Genomic DNA, 17,620 nt, shown 5'->3' with positions numbered 1-17,620 from the left:
CATATGGCTTTCCCACGACAGCGGCCGCGGCGACTCCGTACGACCCCGGCGTTGCGCCGGCTGGTGTCCGAAACCTCCCTGGAGTCACGGCATCTGGTGCTTCCGATGTTCGTGGCGGACGGGCTCGCCGAGCCGCGTCCGATCAGTTCGATGCCCGGCGTCGTCCAGCACACCAGGGAGTCGCTGCGCCGGGCGGCCGCGGAAGCTGTCGAGGCCGGTGTCGGCGGGCTGATGCTGTTCGGCGTCCCGTGCGACGGTGACAAGGACGCCACCGGCTCCGAAGGCGTGAACCCCGACGGCATCTTGAATGTGGCACTGCGCGACCTGAATTCGGACCTCGGCGACGCGACGGTGCTGATGGCCGACACCTGCCTGGACGAGTTCACCGATCACGGGCACTGTGGCGTCCTGGACGCGGCGGGCCGGGTCGACAATGACGCCACCAATGAGCAGTACATCAAACTTGCTGTGGCGCAAGCGCATTCGGGTGCGCACGTGGTCAGTCCCAGCGGCATGATGGACGGTCAGGTCGCGGCTATCCGCGACGGCCTGGACCACGCCGGGCACAGCGACGTCGCGATCCTGGCCTACGCCGCCAAGTTCGCGTCGGCGTTCTACGGACCGTTCCGCGAGGCCGTGGGCTCGAGCCTGCAGGGCGATCGTCGTACCTACCAACAGGATCCGGGCAATGCCCGCGAAGCGGTCCGCGAGATCGAACTCGACCTCGCCGAGGGCGCCGACATGGTGATGGTCAAGCCCGCGATGAGCTACCTGGACGTGGTCCGCGCCGCCGCCGAGATTTCTCCGGTGCCTGTTGCGGCATACCAGATTTCGGGCGAGTACGCGATGATCAGCGCGGCCGCGGCCAACGGCTGGATCGACCTGCGCGCCTCGGTCCTGGAGTCGCTCATCAGCATTCGGCGCGCGGGCGCCGACATCGTCCTGACGTACTGGGCGACTGACGTCGCGGGCTGGCTGCGGTGAACCCTCTCAACCCGCACGACCCGCAGCATCCGCAGTACCCGCCGTATCAGGGCGCGGGACCGGATGACTCCGGGGCCGAGCCGCAGGAAATGCCGCAGGATGTGGTGACCGGCTTCTGGCTGTGGACGGCGGCGCTGCCGCTGTCGGTGATCGGCTACCTCATCAACCTGCTGACCACACCCGAGCGCGAGGTGTCGGGCTACGCGTACGCGGTGTCCGGACTGATGCTGTTCATCATCGCGGTCCTGGTGGCGACGTTCCTGGTGCTGCTGCGGCAGGGCTACCGGTGGGCGCGCAGCATCCTGACCGGCGGCGCCGCCGCCACGATCCTGTATCTGACCACCAATCTGTTCGCCAACTTCCACGGCGCGGCCGCGGCGCTCGGTTACGCGGTGTGCGGCATCGGCGGTGCGGTGCTGATCGGCGGCGGCGTGTACCTCCTGCACCGTCCCGACGCGAACGCCTACTTCGTCCGCTGACCACCCGCGAGCCGGCCTGGGGGCACCTCCCGCGAGCGGCCGTGTTTGCACGCAACACGCCGCCACCAGCGTGCAGTTCTGGGCCGCTCGTCGGCGGCCAGGGCGACGTTCCTGCGCACCCGGCCCGCTAGGCTGGCCCGGATATGACTGAGCCCACATCTGCCCCGCCCGCCCGACCGCAGGCCGTCACGGTCGCCTTCTGGTGCTGGGTGGTGGCCGCCGTGCTGCTGATGGTCGGTGGCATGCTGACCGCCACCGCGGCAGTGCCCTCGGCCTACCGGACCCTCGTCGTGGGTTTCGGCGCCATCACCATGGTGACCGGCGCGGCCATGGCCTTTTCCGCCGGCCGTGCCCGGGCGGGCGACAACAGGTTTCGCCGGGCCGCGGTGGCGTTGTCCATGGCGATCGTGATCGTCGTCGGCCTCCTCGCGCTGCTGGGCGTGGCACAGCTGCTGTCTCTGGTGGCGCTGTTGCCGTTGATCGGCGGGACGGTCTCGATCACGCGGCCGGCCGCGCAAACGTGGTTCGACGGAAAGGCCGATGCATGACGGATGCGCCGACAGACACCGACGCCGAGCAGGTTCTCTTCCACGAGGTCGGGGCCAGTTGGTGGTGGCTGTTGCTCGGCCCGTTCTCCGGTGGCTCCATCGCGGCGATGCAGTTGTGGTCTGCCCATCGGGTCGACCCACTGGTCCCGGTGGTGTTCCTGGTGCTGGTGACGGGGTTCATCGGACTGCAGATCAAGGCCGCCCGCCTGCACACGTCGGTGGAGCTGACACCCGAATACCTGCGCCAGGGCACGGAGTCCGTCCGCGTCGCGGACATGATCGGGATGTTCCCGGAGGCGAGAGGCGCCGACGTACCACGCTGGCAGTCGTACCGGGCATTCGGGGAATTGACGGGCGTCCCTCGTGGACGCACGGGGATCGGGCTGAATCTGACCGGTGAGCGCAGCGGGCAGGCCTGGGCACGGCGCCATCGCGGGCTGCGCGCCCAGCTGGAAGCGCTGGGCGTGCGCGAAATCGGCGAAGACGACGACGAATGAGCCGTGACAAGATCCTGGCGGCCGGCGCGCTGGTGGTGGCGGTGTTGGCTGCCGCCGGCTCGGTGGTGAGTTGGCTGGCCGCGTCGTCGGTCGCCGACGTGGCGCCGGTGATTCCCGGCGAGCCGGTGAAGACGTCGGTGCTCTATGACCCGTCGTTCATCGCGTTGTCGTTGTTGCTGGCGACCCTGGCCGGGGTGCTCGCCGTAGTGGGTACGGCGAGGTGGCGACGCGCCAAGTAGTGTGTCGCCCATGTCTTTTTCGCTCGAACTGTCTCCTGACGTCTGCCAGGTCCGCGACTGGGTTCACGAGTTCGCTGCTGACGTGCTCCGTCCGGCTGCCGAGGAGTGGGACGAGCGCGAGGAGACGCCGTGGCCGATCATCCAGGAGGCGGCCAAGGTCGGTTTGTACTCCATGGAGTTCTTTGCCACCCAGAGCGCCGAGGAGAGCGGGCTGGGTATGCCCGTTGCCGTCGAAGAGCTGTTCTGGGGTGACGCCGGCATCTCGATGTCCATCATGGGCACCGGTCTGGCGGCGGCGTCGTTGGTGGCCAACGGCACCATGGAGCAGATGGGTGAATGGCTGCCGCAGATGTACGGCGACATCAACGACCCCAAGCTGGCGGCATTCTGTTCGTCGGAACCCGGTGCGGGATCGGATGTTTCGTCGATCATCACCCGCGCGCGGTATGAGGAGGCCACCGACGAGTGGGTGCTGAACGGCACCAAGACCTGGGCCTCCAACGGCGGAATTGCCAACGTGCACATCGTTGTTGCGTCGGTGTACCCGGAACTGGGGTCGCGCGGGCAGGCCAGCTTCATCATCCCGCCGGGCACCAAGGGCTTCAGCCAGGGGCAGAAGTTCAAGAAGCACGGTATCCGGGCGTCGCACACCGCCGAGGTGGTGCTCGACGATGTCCGCCTGCCGGGCCGGCTGATCGTCGGCGGCCGGGAGAAGTTCGAGGAGCGGGTGGCCCGCACCCGCGACGGTAAGAGCTCGGCGGGCCAGGTGGCGATGAAGACGTTCGAGCGGACCCGTCCGACCGTCGGGGCCATGGCGCTGGGCGTGTCTCGCGCGGCGTACGAATACGCGCTGGGATACGCGCAGGAGCGCGAGCAGTTCGGCCGCCGGATCGGTGACTTCCAGGCTGTCGCGTTCAAACTGGCGGACATGAAGGCCCGCATCGACGCGGCGCGGATGCTGGTCTGGCGGGCCGGGTGGATGGCGCGCAACAACGTGCCGTTCGAGAACGCCGAAGGGTCGATGGCGAAGCTCGTGGCCAGCGAGACCGCGGTCTACGTGACCGACGAGGCCATCCAGATTCTGGGCGGCAATGGCTACACCCGCGATTACCCGGTGGAGCGGTGGCACCGCGACGCCAAGATCTTCACGATCTTCGAGGGCACCAGCGAGATTCAGCGGCTCGTGATGTCCCGTGCGATCACCGGGTTGCCGCTCAAGTAAGTCTGCGATGTACACGGACGTCCCGCTCGGCAGGCCTGAGGGGGACGTTTTTGCGCGGAACGCACGGCGTGTCGACCGCAGACACGGCCACTCGCGGGAGGTACCCCCAGGTCGGCTCGCGGGAAGTACGTGCAGCGCGGGCTCGCGGTCAGGGGTTGTTACAGAGTGCAAAATTTGTAACACTGTTCCGCATGACCGAACTTGCGGAACAGCCCGAGCTGGTCGACTCCTTGCCGTTGGGGCCGGAATCGCTGGTGTGGAAGTACTTCGGCGACAACCGGATGTACCTGATCGGCCCGCGGCCGGCGGTCCTGCAGAACATGCTGGCCCAGCTCGGCCAGGGCGTACTGGACCATTCGGTGTTCTTCGCCGACACATCGGCGCGGATCAAGCGCTCGCTACCGCCGATCTTCCGCACCGTGTACGGCAGCGATGACGCCAACACCGGTACGGAGGTCCGCGACTTCCACCGCGAGATCAAGGGCGACATGCCCGACGGCAGCCGCTATCACGCGCTCGATCCGGAGACCTACTACTGGGCGCACGCCACGTTCGTCGAGCAGGTGCTGTACTTCGCGGACACCTTCGTCAAACGGCTGAGCGATGCCGAGAAGGAACAGATCTACCTCGAGTCCAAGACCTGGTACCGCCGCTACGGCGTCAGTGACCGGCCGATGCCGGCCACCTACGCCGAATTCGAGGAGTACTGGGACCGGATGATCAACGAGGTCGCGGTACCGCACAAGACGGCCCGGTACGGCGTCGGCTATGTGACCAAAGGCTTTCCGGCGCCCAAGGCCGTCAACCCGGCCGTGTGGCGGGTCATCGCACCGGCGTTCAACCCGGTCGCGGCCTTCCTGACCACCGGTGGGCTTCCGCCGCGGGCACGGGACCTGCTGGAGCTGCCCTGGACCGCCCGGCAGGAACGCGCCTACCAGTTGTTCGCGGCCGCCTGGCGCAGCAAGCCGGTGAACTGGCTGTGGGACCGGTTGCCGATGTCGTTGCGGTACAACAGCTTTGCCCAGCAGGGCTACGCGCGTGCCCGCTGACGCGACGGCCGCGATCCTCGACGCCGCGCTCGTCGAGTTCGAGCAGCACGGCTTCCGTCGCGTCGCGCTCGACGACGTGGCGCGCCGGGCCGGCGTCAGCCGCACCACCATCTACCGGCGGTTCGCGAACCGCGACGAACTGGTGGCCGCCGTCGTCGAACGCGAGAACGTGGTGCTGTTCGACGACATCGCCAATGAGCTGAAAACCGCTGGGCCGCAGTCAAATTTGTACGTCGAGGCGTTCACGCTGTCGATCCTGCGATTCCGCCGGCACCGGGTGCTGAACCGGATGATGACCGACGAACCCGCGCTCGTCATCGAACTCATGCAACGCCATTACAGTGCGGCGGTCGGCCGGATGGCGGCCGCGCTGCGGGTGATCTTCCCGGACGGTTTCGCCGACCGGATCGGCGAGCAGGCGGTCAACGACCTGGCCGACACCATCCTGCGCTACGCCGCGATGGTGCTGCTGCTGCCGAGCGTCGAGGCGCTCGACAGCGCCGAGGACATCCGTGCTTTCGCGGCACGGCATTTCGTGCCGAGCCTGCCGGCCGCGTTGCGGACGAACTCGCCCGTGCTTGGCTAGTGGGCGACGGGTTTCTCGGCGCCCACGCCCGTCAGCGACCGCACCTCCATCTCGGCGTTGCGCGCGGGATCGCCGGTGTCGGATGACGTCAGCGTGCCGATGATGCCGAGCGCGAACGCCAGTGGGATGGAGACGATGCCCGGGTTGGCCAGCGGAAAGTACGCGAAGTCCGCGCCGGGGATCATCGCGGTCTTGCTGCCCGACACGGCGGGGGAGAACACGATCAGCACGATGGTCGAGAGCAGACCGCCGTACATGCTCCACAGCGCACCGCGGGTGTTGAACCGCTTCCAGTACAGCGAGTACAGGATCGTCGGCAGGTTGGCCGCGGCCGCCACGGCGAATGCCAGGGCCACCAGGAACGCCACGTTCTGACCGTTGGCCAGGATGCCGAGCCCGATCGCGAACACGCCCAGCACGACAGCGGTGATCCGTGACACCCGCACCTGCTCGTCCTCGGTCACCTTGTGGGACTTGAGAACTGAGGCGTAGATGTCATGCGCGAAGGACGCCGACGCCGTGATCGTCAGGCCCGCCACGACCGCGAGGATCGTCGCGAACGCCACCGCCGAGATGACGCCGAGCAGGATTACCCCGCCCAGTTCGAACGCCAGCAGCGGAGCCGCGGAGTTCACACCGCCGGCCGCCTTGAGGATGCGGTCCGGACCCACCAGGGCGGCCGCGCCGTAGCCGAGAACCAACGTGAACAGGTAGAAGGCGCCGATCAGCGCGATCGCCCAAACCACTGACCGCCGAGCCTCTTTCGCGGTCGGCACGGTGTAGAAGCGCATCAGCACGTGCGGCAGGCCCGCGGTGCCGAGCACCAGCGCGAGTGCCAGCGAGACGAAGTTGATCTTCGAGGTGAGCGAACCGCCGTACTGCGCGCCGGGCGCCAGGACGTCGCGGCTGGAGACGCCCTTGGTGGTGGCGTGCGAGATCGCCGACTGGGCCGAGCCGAGGATGTCGGAGAAGTTGAACCCGAACTTGCTCAGTACCATGACCGTCATCAGCGCGGCGCCCGTGATCAGCAGTACGGCCTTGATGATCTGCACCCACGTGGTGCCCTTCATGCCACCGACCAGTACGTACACGATCATCAGGACACCGACGACGGCAATCACGATGGACTGCCCGCCGCGGCTCTTCACGTCGAGCAGCAGAGCGACCAGGCCGCCGGCCCCGGCCATCTGGGCCAGGAGGTAGAACAGCGACACCGTCAGCGTCGAGGTGGCCGCGGCCAACCGCACCGGGCGCTGCCGCAGCCGGAAGCTCAACACGTCGGCCATGGTGAATCTGCCTGTGTTGCGCAGTAATTCGGCCACGAGCAGCAGCGCGACGAGCCAGGCGACGAGGAAGCCGATGGAGTACAGGAAACCGTCATAGCCGTAGACGGCGATGGCACCGGCGATCCCGAGGAAGCTCGCGGCCGACAGGTAGTCGCCGGCGATGGCGATGCCGTTCTGCGGACCGGAGAAAGCGCGACCGCCGGTGAAGAACTCGTCGGCGGTGGCGTTGCGCTTACTGGCCTTGATCACCACGACCATCGTGACGACGACGAACACGCTGAAGATGCCGATATTGGCCACGGGGTTGCCGACGGTCGCGGCGGCGAGGACGGTGCTGGTCATCAGGCACCTTCCAGTTCTTCGCGGATGGCGGCAGCCCGCGGGTCGAGCTCCCGATTGGCGAAGCGCACGTACAGGCCGGTGATCACGAACGTCGTGAGGAACTGGCCCAACCCGATCAGCAGGCCGACGTTGACGTTGCCGAACACCCGGGTGGCCATGAAGTCGTGGCCGAAGGCGCCGAGCGCGACGTACAGGCCGTACCACAGCAGGAAGAACGCGGTCATCGGAAAGACGAAGCGGCGCAGCCGGTTACGCAACTCCTGGAATTCCGGGCTGGCCTGCATGGCGAGGAACTGCTCCCCGGTGGGGGCAACCCTCTCGGGACGGTCGGTTTCGGGCACCGAGGACACTCCTGGCAATTGACTGTGAACAGATAGCGCAGAACCTAATTGAGAGCTGCGTCACTCGCGACCGGTATCGCGTTCTGTTCACCGAATTCGGTCTGGGTGGCGCTGCGCTACGGTCGGCCGCAGCCGCATCGAGAGAAAGGTCCAGAGATGACCAGCGAGCCAGCTTCGGCGTTCGACGCCGGAATCACCACCCGCCGCCAAGTGATGGGCGACGAGTTCGTCGACCGCGCGCTGGCCCGCACCGCCGGCACCGAATCGGAACCGATCCAGCGCTTCGTCACCGAGCACGTCTGGGACGCGGTGTGGAACCGGCCGGGACTGAGCCGCCGCGACCGCAGCCTGCTCAACCTCGGCATGCTGACCGCGCTGCGCGCCCACGAAGAACTCGCCGGCCACGTCCGGGGCGGCCTCAACAACGGGCTGACCCGCGAGGAGATCGTCGAGGCGATCATCCACGCCACGGGCTACTGCGGGGCGCCCGCGGCGTTGAGCGCCATGCGCGTCGTCCAGCAGGTGCTCGACGAGACTCCCTAAGCCCGCCGCAACAGCACGGCCTGCTCAAAAGGCAAGCGCGGGAACACCTTACGCAGCGATCCGGTGATGAGCGGGGCGGCGTCCTCCTTGCTCACCACGCGCGGGTCGACGACGTCGTACGTCTGACCACGGCGGGTGAGCTTGCCGCCGCCGGCCTTGGTGATGTTCTTGAGCCAGTCGCGGTCGGGGCCGTAGGTCAGCAGGATCGCGAAGCCATCGGCGGTGGTGAACACCGTGAGCGGCGTGCGGAACGTCGTGCCGGACTTGCGCCCGACGTGCTCGAGGATGCCGAACGTCGGCGCGCGGCCGGCCCACAGCCGTTGGATGGGGTTGGTGACTCGACGGTTGAACCGGGCGACCGACTGCGGAATCTGCATATCCCCATCGTGCGCCATCGTGGTTGGGGCGGCTAGGGAAGCGAGTAAAGTTACCGACCGGTAGCGGCGACGACGCTGTGTCGCACACCAGCCCGTAACCCGCTGAATCATCTCCGAGGAGGAATGCATGCCTGCGCCCGCCAATGCTGACGCCCGCCGGATCTATGACCTGGAGCGCAGCCGCGTATTCCACTCGTGGTCGGCCCAGGGAAAGCTCGACCCGATGGTCTTCACCGGCGCCGAGGGCAGCTACCTCATCGACGGTGACGGCAACCGGCTGCTCGACTTCTCCAGCCAGCTCGTCTACACCAACATCGGCCACCAGCACCCCAAGGTCGTCGCCGCCATCGCCGAGCAGGCCGCCAAGCTCTGCACCATCGCGCCGCAGCACGCCAACGAGGCCCGCGCCACCGCCGCCGACCTGATCTGCCAGGTGGCCCCCGAGGGCTTCAACCGGGTGTTCTTCACCAACGGTGGCGCCGACGCCGTCGAGCACGCCATCCGCATGGCCCGCGTGTACACCGGCCGCTACAAGACGCTGTCGACGTACCGCAGCTACCACGGCGGCACGGCGCTGACGGTCAACCTGACGGGCGACGTTCGCCGCTGGGGCAACGACTACGGCACCGAGGGCACCACGCACTTCTTCGGCCCGTTCCTGTACCGCAGCCAGTTCGGCTCGCTGACGCAGGAGGAGGAGTCCGAGCGCGCACTGGCGCACCTGCGGTCGGTCATCGAATTCGAGGGCCCGACCGCGTTCGCGGCGATCATCCTGGAGTCGGTGCCCGGCACCGTCGGCATCATGCCGCCGCCGCCCGGTTACCTGCAGGGCGTGCGCGAGCTGTGCGACCAGTACGGCATCGTGATGATCCTCGACGAGGTCATGGCGGGCTTCGGCCGGACCGGCAAGTGGTTCGCGCTGGACAACTACGGCGTCACCCCGGACCTCATCACGTTCGCCAAGGGCGTCAACTCCGGCTACGTCCCGCTCGGCGGCGTCATCGTCAGCGACAAGATCCTCGAGCGCTTCCTGGACCAGCCGTACGGCGGCGGGCTCACCTACTCGGGCCATCCGCTGGCGTGTGCGGCGTCCGTCGCGACCATCACCGCGATGCACGACGAGAAGATCGTCGAGAACGCCGAGCTGATCGGCACCGACGTCTTCGGTCCGGGCCTGGCGGCGCTGGCCGAGAAGCACGACATCATCGGTGACGTCCGCGGTCTCGGTGTGTTCTGGGCCGTCGAGCTGGTCAAGGACCGGGCCACCAAGGAGCCGCTGGCACCGTACGGCGGGTCGTCGCCGGAGATGGGCGCCATCAACGCGCGGGCCAAGCAGAACGGCCTGCTGCTGTTCATGAACTACAACCGCTTCCACCTGGTGCCGCCGTGCAACATCAGCATCGACGACGCCAAGCGCGGGCTGGACATTCTGGACGATGCGCTGAGCGCGGTATAGCCATACGCTTCGGTGATGGCCTATCTGAAGCCGCCGTGGTTCGTCGTCAAGGTGTTCAACCCGATTGCGCGGCTCACCGGTATCGGTGGCAGCCAGACCCTGACCGTCACCCGAAGCTCGAATCACCTGCCGCAGCGCATCCCGGTCGTGGTGCCGACGGTCGACGGGGTGAAGTACCTGGTGTCGACGCGCGGCGAGTCGGCCTGGGTGAAGAACGTCCGGGAGAACCCGGTGGTTGCGCTCGGCAAGGCGAACTACCTGGCCAGTGAGGTACCGGTCGCGGACCGGGCGCCGATCATCGCGGCGTACCGGCCGCTGGCGGGCAAGGTCGTGGAGCAGTACTGGCGCGACCTGCCCGACGACGCCGACCACCCGGTGTTCAAGCTGACGCCGCAGAACTAGGGGGCGCGGGGGTTCGGCGCGCGGCCAACGTGAGCCAGCTCCTACACCCTGTAGTTGGTCCATTCGCGCGCGGCTGGGACACTGGTGGCCATGCGCTCTACCGACGTCTCCGCGAAACTGTTCGCCGACGCGTCGACCGTGATCCCCGGCGGGGTCAACTCGCCTGTGCGGGCCTTCAGCTCGGTCGGCGGCACCCCGGCATTCATCACCTCGGCCAACGGCTACTGGCTGACCGACGCCGACGGCAATCGCTACGTCGACCTGGTGTGCTCCTGGGGCCCGATGATCCTGGGCCACGCTCACCCGGCAGTGGTCGAGGCCGTGCAGACGACGGCGGTCAACGGCTTGTCGTTCGGCGCCCCGACGCCCGGGGAGACGGAACTGGCGCGCGAGATCATCGATCGGGTCGCTCCCGTCGAGCGCATCCGCTTCGTGAACTCCGGCACCGAAGCCACCATGAGCGCCATCCGGCTGGCCCGCGGTTTCACCGGCCGGCCCAAGATCATCAAGTTCTCCGGCTGCTATCACGGCCACAGCGACGCTCTGCTGGCCGACGCCGGCTCCGGTGTCGCCACGCTGGGCCTGCCGTCCTCGCCCGGTGTGACCGGCGCTGCTGCCGCGGACACCATCGTGCTGCCGTACAACGACCTCGACGCCGTGCGCCAGGCCTTCGCCACGGCCGGCAATGAGATCGCCTGCGTGATCACCGAGGCCAGCCCCGGCAACATGGGCACCGTCCCGCCGGCGGCGGGCTACAACGCCGCGCTGCGGCAGATCACCGCCGAGCACGGTGCGCTGCTCATCCTCGACGAGGTGATGACGGGCTTCCGCGTCAGCCGTGGCGGTTGGTATGGCCTCGACCCGGTGGCCGCGGACCTGTTCACCTTCGGCAAGGTGATGAGCGGCGGCCTGCCCGCCGCCGCGTTCGGCGGTCGAGTCGAGGTGATGGAACGGCTGGCCCCGCTCGGGCCGGTGTACCAGGCCGGCACGCTGTCGGGGAACCCCGTGGCGATGGCCGCGGGCCTGGCCACGCTGCGCGCCGCCGACGACGCCGTCTACCGGGCCCTCGACGTCAACGCCGATCGATTGTCCGGCCTGCTGACCGATGCGCTCACCGAAGCGTCTGTGGCACACCGGATTTCCCGGGCCGGGAACTTCCTGACGGTGTTCTTCGGTGACGCGCCCGTCACCGACTTCGCGTCCGCCAAGGCCACCGAGACCTGGCGCTACCCGGCCTTCTTCCACGCGCTGCTGGACGCCGGGGTGTACCCGCCGTGCAGCGCCTTCGAAACCTGGTTCGTCTCGGCCGCACTCGACGACGCTGCGTTCGACCGGATCGCCTCTGCGTTGCCCGCCGCCGCGCGGGCCGCCGCCCAAGCTCAGGAGCCCGCATGACCGACAGAACGATCGTGCACGTCATGCGCCACGGCGAGGTGCACAACCCCGACAAGATCCTCTACGGCCGTAAGCCCGATTTCCACCTGTCCGAGCGCGGGCAGGCGCAGGCCGAGGCGGTCGCGGGCTGGCTGGCAGAGCGCGACATCGTCTACGTCGTGGCCTCGCCGCTGGAGCGCGCGCAGGAGACCGCGACACCCATCGCGGCCCGGCACGGACTGCCCATCGACACCGACCCGCACCTCATCGAGTCGGAGAATGTCTTTGAGGGGCAACGGGTTTCGCCCGGCGACGGCGCCTTGCGCGACCCGCGCAACTGGTGGCACCTGCGGGACCCGAAGACCCCGTCGTGGGGCGAGCCGTACAAGCACATCGCGGAGCGGATGACCGGCGCCGTCGACCGCGCCCGGATCAAGGGCATGGGCCACGAGGCGGTGTGCGTCAGCCACCAGCTGCCGGTCGAGACGCTGCGGCGCGCGATGCTGGGCAAGAAGCTGCACCATTTCCCGACCAAGCGGATGTGCAACCTCGCCTCGGTGACGTCGTTCTACTTCCACGGCGACGAGATGGTCGGCTGGGGATACTCGGAGCTGGCCGGACAGTGACTTCGCTGGTGGCCCGCGCCGGGGCAGTGCTGGCGGCCGTCCTGACGACGGCCGTGCTGCTCGTCGGCTGCTCCACCGGCGACGACGCCGTCGCGCAGGGCGGCACGTTCGAGTTCGTCGCTCCCGGCGGCAAGACCGACATCTTCTACGACCCGCCGTCGAGCCGCGGCAAGCCGGGCGCGGTGCGCGGGCCGTCGCTCACTGACCCGTCGAAAACCCTTTCCCTGGACGACTTTTCGGGCCAGGTCGTGGTGATCAATGTCTGGGGCCAGTGGTGTGGCCCGTGTCGTTCGGAGGTCTCCGAACTGCAGAAGGTGTACGACGCCACAAAGAGTCGCGGCGTGGCTTTTCTGGGCATCGACGTGCGGGACAACAACCGGCAGGCCGCGGTCGACTTCATCACCGACCACAAGGTGACCTTCCCGTCCATCTACGACCCGGCGATGCGCACCATGATCGCGTTCGGCGGCAAGTACCCGACAACGGTCATTCCGTCGACGCTGGTGCTGGACCGTCAGCATCGGGTGGCCGCGGTGTTCCTGCGGGAACTGCTGGCCGACGACCTCGAGCCGGTTGTCGAGCGGCTGGCCAACGAGGCCAAGGCATGACCTCCTTCGCCGAAACCGCGGCGGCCGGACCGCTGTTGGTGGCCCTCGGGGTGAGCGTGCTGGCCGGGCTGGTGTCGTTCGCCTCGCCGTGCGTGGTGCCGCTGGTGCCCGGGTATCTGTCGTATCTGGCGGCGGTGGTCGGAGTTGACGACGAGCCCGGCCAGACCAAGGTCCGCACCGCCCGCTGGCGGGTGGCCGGCGCGGCGGCGTTGTTCGTCGCGGGCTTCACCGCGGTGTTCCTGATGGGCGCGGTCGCGGTGCTCGGCCTGACCACGACCCTCATCGCCAATCAGCTTCTGCTGCAACGCATCGGCGGCGTCATCACGGTGCTCATGGGTCTGGTGTTCATCGGGCTCGTGCCCGCGCTGCAGCGCCAGGTCCGCTTCACCCCGCGCCAGGTGTCCACGGTGGTCGGCGCTCCACTGCTGGGTGCGGTGTTCGGGCTGGGCTGGACCCCGTGCCTGGGCCCGACGCTCACCGGTGTCATCGCGGTGGCCTCGGCCAGCGACGGCGCCAGCGTCGCCCGCGGCATCGCGCTGGTGATCGCGTACTGCCTGGGTCTCGGAATTCCGTTCGTGCTGTTGGCCTTCGGGTCGGCCCGCGCGGTGCAGGGGCTGGGCTGGCTGCGCCGGCACACCCGCGCCATCCAGATCTTCGGCGGGCTGCTGCTCATCGTGGTGGGCACCGCACTGGTCACGGGTGTGTGGAACGACTTCACCTCGTGGGTGCGCGACGCCTTCGTCAGCAACGTGAGGCTCCCGATATGACCGATGTTTCCTCGCCCGAGGATGTGAAGAGCACCGAAACCCGCAAGCCGGGCCCGCTCTCGCGGGTGGTCGCGCTGTTCCGCAACACCTGGCGCACGCTCACGTCGATGGGCACCGCGCTGGTGCTGCTCTTCCTGTTGGCCCTCGGTGCCGTCCCGGGTGCACTGCTGCCGCAGCGCTCGCTCAACGCCGGCAAGGTCGACGAATACCTGGCGCAGCACCCGACGATCGGCCCGTGGCTCGACAAGGTCCAGGCGTTCTCGGTGTTCTCGAGTTTCTGGTTCACCTCGATCTACGTGCTGCTGTTCATCTCGCTCGTGGGCTGCCTGACACCGCGGATGCTCGAGCACGTCCGCAGCCTGCGCGCCGTTCCCGTACCGGCACCGCGCAATCTGACCCGCCTGCCCAAGCACGCCGAAGCCACGGTCGCCGGTGAGCCGGACGCCGTGGCCGAGCGGATGGTCAAGCGGCTCAAGGGCTGGCGCCAGACCACCCGCACGCTGGAGGACGGCACCCGCGAGATCTCCGCGGAGAAGGGCTACCTGCGCGAATTCGGCAACATCGTCTTCCACTTCTCGCTGCTGGGCCTGCTGGTGGCCATCGCGTTCGGCAAGCTGTTCGGCTACGAGGGCAACGTCATCGTCATCGCCGACGGCGGGCCCGGATTCTGCTCGGCGTCGCCCGCCGCGTTCGACTCGTTCCGCGCCGGCAACGTCGTCGACGGCACCGCGCTGCACCCCAGCTGCCTGCGGGTCCACGACTTCGACGCCCGATACCTGCCCAGCGGCCAGGCCACGGCGTTCGCGGCGAACATCGACTACCAGGACGGCGCCGACCTCGTCAGCGGCACCTGGCGGCCGTACCGGTTGGAGGTCAACCACCCGCTGCGGATCGGCGGCGAGCGCATCTACCTGCAGGGCCACGGCTACGCGCCGACGTTCACCGTCACGTTCCCGAACGGGCAGACCCGCACGTCGACGGTGCAGTGGAAGCCGGAGAACGCGCTGACGCTGCTGTCCTCGGGCGTCGCGCGCATCGACCCACCGGGCGGCAGCTACCCCGACGAACGCGAGCGGCGCAAGCACCAGATCGCCATTCAGGGGCTGTTCGCCCCGACCGCCGAACTCGACGGCAAGCTGCTGTCCTCGAGCTTCCCGGCGATGAACGCGCCTGCGGTGGCCATCGACATCTACCGCGGTGACAGCGGCCTGGACAGCGGGAAGCCCCAGTCCCTGTTCTCGCTGGACCCCAGCCTCATCGAACAGAAGCGACTCACCAAGCAGGCGCGCGTCAACCTGAAGGCCGGGGAGCAGACCAGGCTGGACGACGGCACCGTCATCAAGTTCGACGGCGCCGTGCCGTTCATCAACGTGCAGGTGTCACACGACCCGGCGCAGGTGTGGGTCCTGGTGTTCGCGCTGACCATGATGGCCGGGCTGCTGGTGTCGCTGGTGGTGCGCCGCCGCCGGGTTTGGATTCGGATCGTGTCGGCCGAGCCGGGTACCGTCAACGTCGAGCTCGGCGGGCTGGCCCGGACGGACAACTCGGGGTGGGGCGATGAGTTCGAGAAGCTCACAGAGCGGTTGATTGAGGCCAAGCGATGAATGGCCGGCGAGTAGCGAAGGCGGATCGCGCGTGAATACAGAGCACATCGACGTAGACCTGGCCCGGTACTCGGACTGGGCGTTCTTCAGCTCCTGGACAGTACTGTGCCTGGCTTTCGTCTTGCTGGCCGTCGAGCTGGCGTCGAGCCGTGGCCGGAAGGTCGAGTCGCGGGAGCTCGTCGGTGCGGGCGTGGGTGCGAACAGCGCCACGCCCGGCGTGATCGTCGACGAATCCACCCGCACGGTTGACGAGCGGATCGGTCGCGTCGGGCTCGCGCTGGTGTACGTCGGCATCGCGATGCTGTTCGTCTGCATCGTGCTGCGCGGTCTGGCCACCATGCGCGTGCCGTGGGGCAACATGTACGAGTTCATCAACCTGACCAGCTTCTGTGGTTTGGTCGCCGCCTCGATCGTGCTGCGCAAGCCGCAGTTCCGGGCGCTGTGGGTCTTCGTCCTGGTGCCCGAACTGATCCTGCTGGCGGTGTCGGTCAAGTACCTGTACACCAACGCCGCACCGGTGATGCCCGCGCTGCAGTCGTACTGGCTGCCCATCCACGTCTCGGTCGTCAGCCTGGGCTCCGGGGTCTTCCTGGTCGCCGGCGTCGCCAGCATCTTGTTCCTGCTGAAGATGTCGCCACTGGCGCTGCAGGACAACGGCTTCGGCCGGATGATCCAGCGCCTGCCCGATGCCCAGACCCTGGACCGCATCGCCTACCGGACCACCATCTTCGCGTTCCCGATCTTCGGGTTCGGCGTCATCTTCGGGGCCATCTGGGCCGAGGAGGCGTGGGGCCGCTACTGGGGCTGGGACCCCAAGGAGACGGTCTCGTTCGTCGCGTGGGTCGTCTACGCCGCGTACCTGCACGCCCGGTCCACCGCGGGCTGGCGCGACAAGAAGGCCGCGTGGATCAACGTCGTCGGCTTCGTCGCGATGGTGTTCAACCTGTTCTTCATCAACCTGGTGACCGTCGGCCTGCATTCGTACGCCGGCGTCGGCTGAGCCGGACAGATGTCGGGGCTGCTCGTGCCTTCCTTCCGCGCGCAGGGCCGGTTCAGGGATCCGGCTGATCCAGCCGATGCCGCCGCGCCCGCTGCGGCGCCGCCGGCGCGGATCGTCATCGCGCATGCGGTGACGCCCGTCGTGGCGCCGAAGCCGGCGAAGCCGCGGAGCCTGGACCCCGCGACCGTCGCGCTCCTCAGCCGGCCGAGTCGCGCGCCGTCGACCGGCTGGCGCAAGGCGGTGTACTACGCGACGGGCACGCTGCTCAATCCCGGTGAGAGCCCCAAGAACCTGCACCGCACCCGGTTGACGGCGCAGATCAACCGCCCGCTGCGGGACTGCTACCGAATCGCGGTGCTGTCCCTGAAGGGCGGCGTCGGTAAGACGACCATCACCGCGACCCTCGGGGCGACGTTCGCATCGATCCGCGGTGACCGGGTCATCGCGGTGGACGCCAACCCGGACCGTGGCACCCTCAGCCAGAAAGTGCCGCTGGAAACGCCGGCGACGGTCCGGCATCTGCTGCGCGACGCCGAGGGCATCTCCAGCTACAGCGACGTCCGCAACTACACCTCACGCGGCGAGAGCGAGCTCGAGGTGCTGGCCTCGGAGAGCGATCCGGCGGTGTCGGAAGCATTCAGCTCAGAGGACTATTCGCGCACGCTGGCCGTGTTGGAGCCGTACTACCGGCTGGTGCTCACGGACTGCGGCACGGGCATGCTGCACTCGGCCATGGGGGCGGTGCTCGACAACGCCGACGTGCTCGTCGTGATCAGCTCGGGCTCGGTCGACGGGTCCCGCAGCGCCGCGGCCACGCTCGACTGGCTCGATGCCCACGGCCATCAGGAGCTGGTGCGCAACGCCGTCGCGGTGGTCAACGCGGTGCGGCCGCGGTCCGGGAAAGTCGATCTGCGCAAGGTGGTCGATCATTTCGGCCGCCGCTGCCGGGCGGTGCAGGTGGTGCCGTTCGATCCGCACCTGGAAGAGGGCGCCGAGATCAGTCTGGACCGGCTCCGGCCGGCCACCAGGGATGCGTTGCTGGAATTGGCCGTGGCCGTCGCCGACGGATTTCCGCTGTCGCTGTAGAGCGTCGCTAGGAACCCAGCCGGCGCAGGAATTCCGGATCGTCGTCCGGGCCGATGACGCGGGTCGTCGGGCGCGCGGCGGTAGCACGCGTGGCGCGCCAGCCTACGTAGGCCAACAGAGCCAGCAGCGTGATCAGGAGCAGGAACTGCACGTAAAACCTCCTTTATTCGAATATACGCGTACGTCGGTAAACTCGTGCGGTGT

The 17,620-nt window shown here is 68.2% G+C and carries 22 protein-coding genes; 18 read left to right on the top strand and 4 right to left on the bottom strand.

Annotated elements, in window-relative coordinates; translation table 11 throughout:
- The first annotated feature begins 3 nt into the window (after positions 1-3).
- The 8 genes from hemB (at position 4) to ACWW1C_RS24390 (ending at position 5,604) form a co-directional block, all read left to right on the top strand.
- Positions 4-984 (top strand): porphobilinogen synthase, encoded by a 981-nt coding sequence (hemB, locus tag ACWW1C_RS24425; protein ID WP_455980658.1) that lies wholly within the window; start codon positions 4-6, stop codon positions 982-984.
- Positions 981-1,463 carry a hypothetical protein gene (locus tag ACWW1C_RS24420; RefSeq protein WP_455980657.1) on the top strand — a complete coding sequence of 161 codons (483 nt, stop codon included), beginning with the start codon at positions 981-983 and terminating at the stop codon, positions 1,461-1,463. The genes hemB and ACWW1C_RS24420 overlap by 4 nt, the downstream gene beginning before the upstream one ends.
- Before the next feature lie 143 nt (positions 1,464-1,606).
- On the top strand, positions 1,607-2,011 hold the full coding sequence (locus ACWW1C_RS24415; protein WP_455980656.1) for a hypothetical protein: 405 nt from the start codon (positions 1,607-1,609) through the stop codon (positions 2,009-2,011).
- Positions 2,008-2,508 carry a DUF3093 domain-containing protein gene (locus ACWW1C_RS24410; protein ID WP_455980655.1) on the top strand — a complete coding sequence of 167 codons (501 nt, stop codon included), beginning with the start codon at positions 2,008-2,010 and terminating at the stop codon, positions 2,506-2,508. The genes ACWW1C_RS24415 and ACWW1C_RS24410 overlap by 4 nt, the downstream gene beginning before the upstream one ends.
- A complete protein-coding gene (locus ACWW1C_RS24405) occupies positions 2,505-2,747 on the top strand; it encodes a hypothetical protein (protein WP_455980654.1) in 243 nt (80 codons plus the stop codon). Before ACWW1C_RS24410 ends, ACWW1C_RS24405 begins: the two co-directional genes overlap by 4 nt.
- A 10-nt stretch (positions 2,748-2,757) precedes the next feature.
- Positions 2,758-3,969 (top strand): acyl-CoA dehydrogenase family protein, encoded by a 1,212-nt coding sequence (locus ACWW1C_RS24400; protein WP_455980653.1) that lies wholly within the window; start codon positions 2,758-2,760, stop codon positions 3,967-3,969.
- A gap of 191 nt (positions 3,970-4,160) precedes the next feature.
- Positions 4,161-5,018 (top strand): oxygenase MpaB family protein, encoded by an 858-nt coding sequence (locus ACWW1C_RS24395; protein ID WP_455980652.1) that lies wholly within the window; start codon positions 4,161-4,163, stop codon positions 5,016-5,018.
- A complete protein-coding gene (locus tag ACWW1C_RS24390; RefSeq protein ID WP_455980651.1) occupies positions 5,008-5,604 on the top strand; it encodes a TetR/AcrR family transcriptional regulator in 597 nt (198 codons plus the stop codon). The genes ACWW1C_RS24395 and ACWW1C_RS24390 overlap by 11 nt, the downstream gene beginning before the upstream one ends.
- Here ACWW1C_RS24390 and ACWW1C_RS24385 read toward each other — a convergent pair.
- Together ACWW1C_RS24385 and ACWW1C_RS24380 are read right to left on the bottom strand one after the other, a co-directional pair.
- The gene (locus tag ACWW1C_RS24385; RefSeq protein WP_455980650.1) at positions 5,601-7,232 is read right to left on the bottom strand and encodes a solute symporter family protein; all 1,632 of its coding nucleotides are present in this window, start codon (positions 7,230-7,232) and stop codon (positions 5,601-5,603) included. The genes ACWW1C_RS24390 and ACWW1C_RS24385 overlap by 4 nt on opposite strands.
- Positions 7,232-7,573: a DUF485 domain-containing protein gene (locus ACWW1C_RS24380; RefSeq protein WP_455980649.1), complete on the bottom strand. Its 342-nt coding sequence runs from the start codon at positions 7,571-7,573 to the stop codon at positions 7,232-7,234. Before ACWW1C_RS24380 ends, ACWW1C_RS24385 begins: the two co-directional genes overlap by 1 nt.
- Before the next feature lie 156 nt (positions 7,574-7,729).
- Between ACWW1C_RS24380 and ACWW1C_RS24375 the strand changes: the two genes are divergently transcribed.
- A complete protein-coding gene (locus tag ACWW1C_RS24375; RefSeq protein ID WP_455980648.1) occupies positions 7,730-8,116 on the top strand; it encodes a carboxymuconolactone decarboxylase family protein in 387 nt (128 codons plus the stop codon).
- Here ACWW1C_RS24375 and ACWW1C_RS24370 read toward each other — a convergent pair.
- A complete protein-coding gene (locus ACWW1C_RS24370) occupies positions 8,113-8,493 on the bottom strand; it encodes a nitroreductase family deazaflavin-dependent oxidoreductase (protein WP_455980647.1) in 381 nt (126 codons plus the stop codon). The two genes, ACWW1C_RS24375 and ACWW1C_RS24370, sit on opposite strands and share 4 nt — an antisense overlap.
- A gap of 127 nt (positions 8,494-8,620) precedes the next feature.
- Here ACWW1C_RS24370 and ACWW1C_RS24365 point away from each other — a divergent pair, with 127 nt between their 5' ends.
- The 9 genes from ACWW1C_RS24365 to ACWW1C_RS24325 all read left to right on the top strand — a co-directional run bounded on the left by ACWW1C_RS24365 (position 8,621) and on the right by ACWW1C_RS24325 (position 17,416).
- Positions 8,621-9,949, top strand: a complete 1,329-nt coding sequence (locus tag ACWW1C_RS24365; protein WP_455980646.1) for an aminotransferase class III-fold pyridoxal phosphate-dependent enzyme — start codon at positions 8,621-8,623, stop codon at positions 9,947-9,949.
- Between the two features lie 15 nt (positions 9,950-9,964).
- Positions 9,965-10,351, top strand: coding sequence for a nitroreductase family deazaflavin-dependent oxidoreductase (locus ACWW1C_RS24360; protein WP_455980645.1), 387 nt, complete (start codon positions 9,965-9,967; stop codon positions 10,349-10,351).
- A 90-nt stretch (positions 10,352-10,441) separates the two neighbouring features.
- Entirely contained in the window at positions 10,442-11,746 is a 1,305-nt protein-coding gene (gene hemL / locus ACWW1C_RS24355) for a glutamate-1-semialdehyde 2,1-aminomutase (protein ID WP_455980644.1), read from the top strand.
- Positions 11,743-12,351, top strand: coding sequence for a histidine phosphatase family protein (locus ACWW1C_RS24350; RefSeq protein WP_455980643.1), 609 nt, complete (start codon positions 11,743-11,745; stop codon positions 12,349-12,351). The genes hemL and ACWW1C_RS24350 overlap by 4 nt, the downstream gene beginning before the upstream one ends.
- Positions 12,348-12,959: a TlpA disulfide reductase family protein gene (locus ACWW1C_RS24345; protein ID WP_455980642.1), complete on the top strand. Its 612-nt coding sequence runs from the start codon at positions 12,348-12,350 to the stop codon at positions 12,957-12,959. The genes ACWW1C_RS24350 and ACWW1C_RS24345 overlap by 4 nt, the downstream gene beginning before the upstream one ends.
- Positions 12,956-13,726, top strand: coding sequence for a cytochrome c biogenesis CcdA family protein (locus ACWW1C_RS24340; protein WP_455980641.1), 771 nt, complete (start codon positions 12,956-12,958; stop codon positions 13,724-13,726). Before ACWW1C_RS24345 ends, ACWW1C_RS24340 begins: the two co-directional genes overlap by 4 nt.
- A 107-nt stretch (positions 13,727-13,833) precedes the next feature.
- Positions 13,834-15,330 (top strand): cytochrome c biogenesis protein ResB, encoded by a 1,497-nt coding sequence (locus tag ACWW1C_RS24335; protein ID WP_455984422.1) that lies wholly within the window; start codon positions 13,834-13,836, stop codon positions 15,328-15,330.
- 31 nt (positions 15,331-15,361) lie between these two features.
- Positions 15,362-16,330, top strand: a complete 969-nt coding sequence (gene ccsB, locus ACWW1C_RS24330; RefSeq protein WP_455980640.1) for a c-type cytochrome biogenesis protein CcsB — start codon at positions 15,362-15,364, stop codon at positions 16,328-16,330.
- A 9-nt stretch (positions 16,331-16,339) separates the two neighbouring features.
- Complete coding sequence (locus ACWW1C_RS24325; protein ID WP_455980639.1) at positions 16,340-17,416, top strand: MinD/ParA family ATP-binding protein; 1,077 nt, start codon at positions 16,340-16,342, stop codon at positions 17,414-17,416.
- Between the two features lie 7 nt (positions 17,417-17,423).
- Here the strand turns inward: ACWW1C_RS24325 and ACWW1C_RS24320 are convergent, their stop codons facing one another.
- The gene (locus ACWW1C_RS24320; protein WP_020101230.1) at positions 17,424-17,567 is read right to left on the bottom strand and encodes a hypothetical protein; all 144 of its coding nucleotides are present in this window, start codon (positions 17,565-17,567) and stop codon (positions 17,424-17,426) included.
- Positions 17,568-17,620 lie beyond the last annotated feature (53 nt).

It is taken from the genome of Mycobacterium sp. HM-7 (genome assembly GCF_053852335.1).
This window is presented reverse-complemented; position numbering and strand designations above follow the sequence as displayed.

Bases quoted from the DNA above. Each gene is read 5' to 3' on its own strand.
- ACWW1C_RS24400 (WP_455980653.1), top strand. From the start codon at position 2,758: ATGTCTTTTTCGCTCGAACTGTCTCCTGACGTCTGCCAGGTCCGCGAC.
- ACWW1C_RS24335 (WP_455984422.1), top strand. From the start codon at position 13,834: ATGGGCACCGCGCTGGTGCTGCTCTTCCTGTTGGCCCTCGGTGCCGTC.
- ACWW1C_RS24415 (WP_455980656.1), top strand. From the start codon at position 1,607: ATGACTGAGCCCACATCTGCCCCGCCCGCCCGACCGCAGGCCGTCACG.
- ACWW1C_RS24405 (WP_455980654.1), top strand. From the start codon at position 2,505: ATGAGCCGTGACAAGATCCTGGCGGCCGGCGCGCTGGTGGTGGCGGTG.
- ACWW1C_RS24385 (WP_455980650.1), bottom strand. From the start codon at position 7,232: ATGACCAGCACCGTCCTCGCCGCCGCGACCGTCGGCAACCCCGTGGCC.
- ACWW1C_RS24370 (WP_455980647.1), bottom strand. From the start codon at position 8,493: ATGCAGATTCCGCAGTCGGTCGCCCGGTTCAACCGTCGAGTCACCAAC.
- ACWW1C_RS24325 (WP_455980639.1), top strand. From the start codon at position 16,340: ATGTCGGGGCTGCTCGTGCCTTCCTTCCGCGCGCAGGGCCGGTTCAGG.
- ACWW1C_RS24340 (WP_455980641.1), top strand. From the start codon at position 12,956: ATGACCTCCTTCGCCGAAACCGCGGCGGCCGGACCGCTGTTGGTGGCC.
- hemB (WP_455980658.1), top strand. From the start codon at position 4: ATGGCTTTCCCACGACAGCGGCCGCGGCGACTCCGTACGACCCCGGCG.
- ACWW1C_RS24410 (WP_455980655.1), top strand. From the start codon at position 2,008: ATGACGGATGCGCCGACAGACACCGACGCCGAGCAGGTTCTCTTCCAC.
- hemL (WP_455980644.1), top strand. From the start codon at position 10,442: ATGCGCTCTACCGACGTCTCCGCGAAACTGTTCGCCGACGCGTCGACC.
- ACWW1C_RS24350 (WP_455980643.1), top strand. From the start codon at position 11,743: ATGACCGACAGAACGATCGTGCACGTCATGCGCCACGGCGAGGTGCAC.
- ACWW1C_RS24375 (WP_455980648.1), top strand. From the start codon at position 7,730: ATGACCAGCGAGCCAGCTTCGGCGTTCGACGCCGGAATCACCACCCGC.
- ACWW1C_RS24360 (WP_455980645.1), top strand. From the start codon at position 9,965: ATGGCCTATCTGAAGCCGCCGTGGTTCGTCGTCAAGGTGTTCAACCCG.
- ACWW1C_RS24395 (WP_455980652.1), top strand. From the start codon at position 4,161: ATGACCGAACTTGCGGAACAGCCCGAGCTGGTCGACTCCTTGCCGTTG.
- ACWW1C_RS24365 (WP_455980646.1), top strand. From the start codon at position 8,621: ATGCCTGCGCCCGCCAATGCTGACGCCCGCCGGATCTATGACCTGGAG.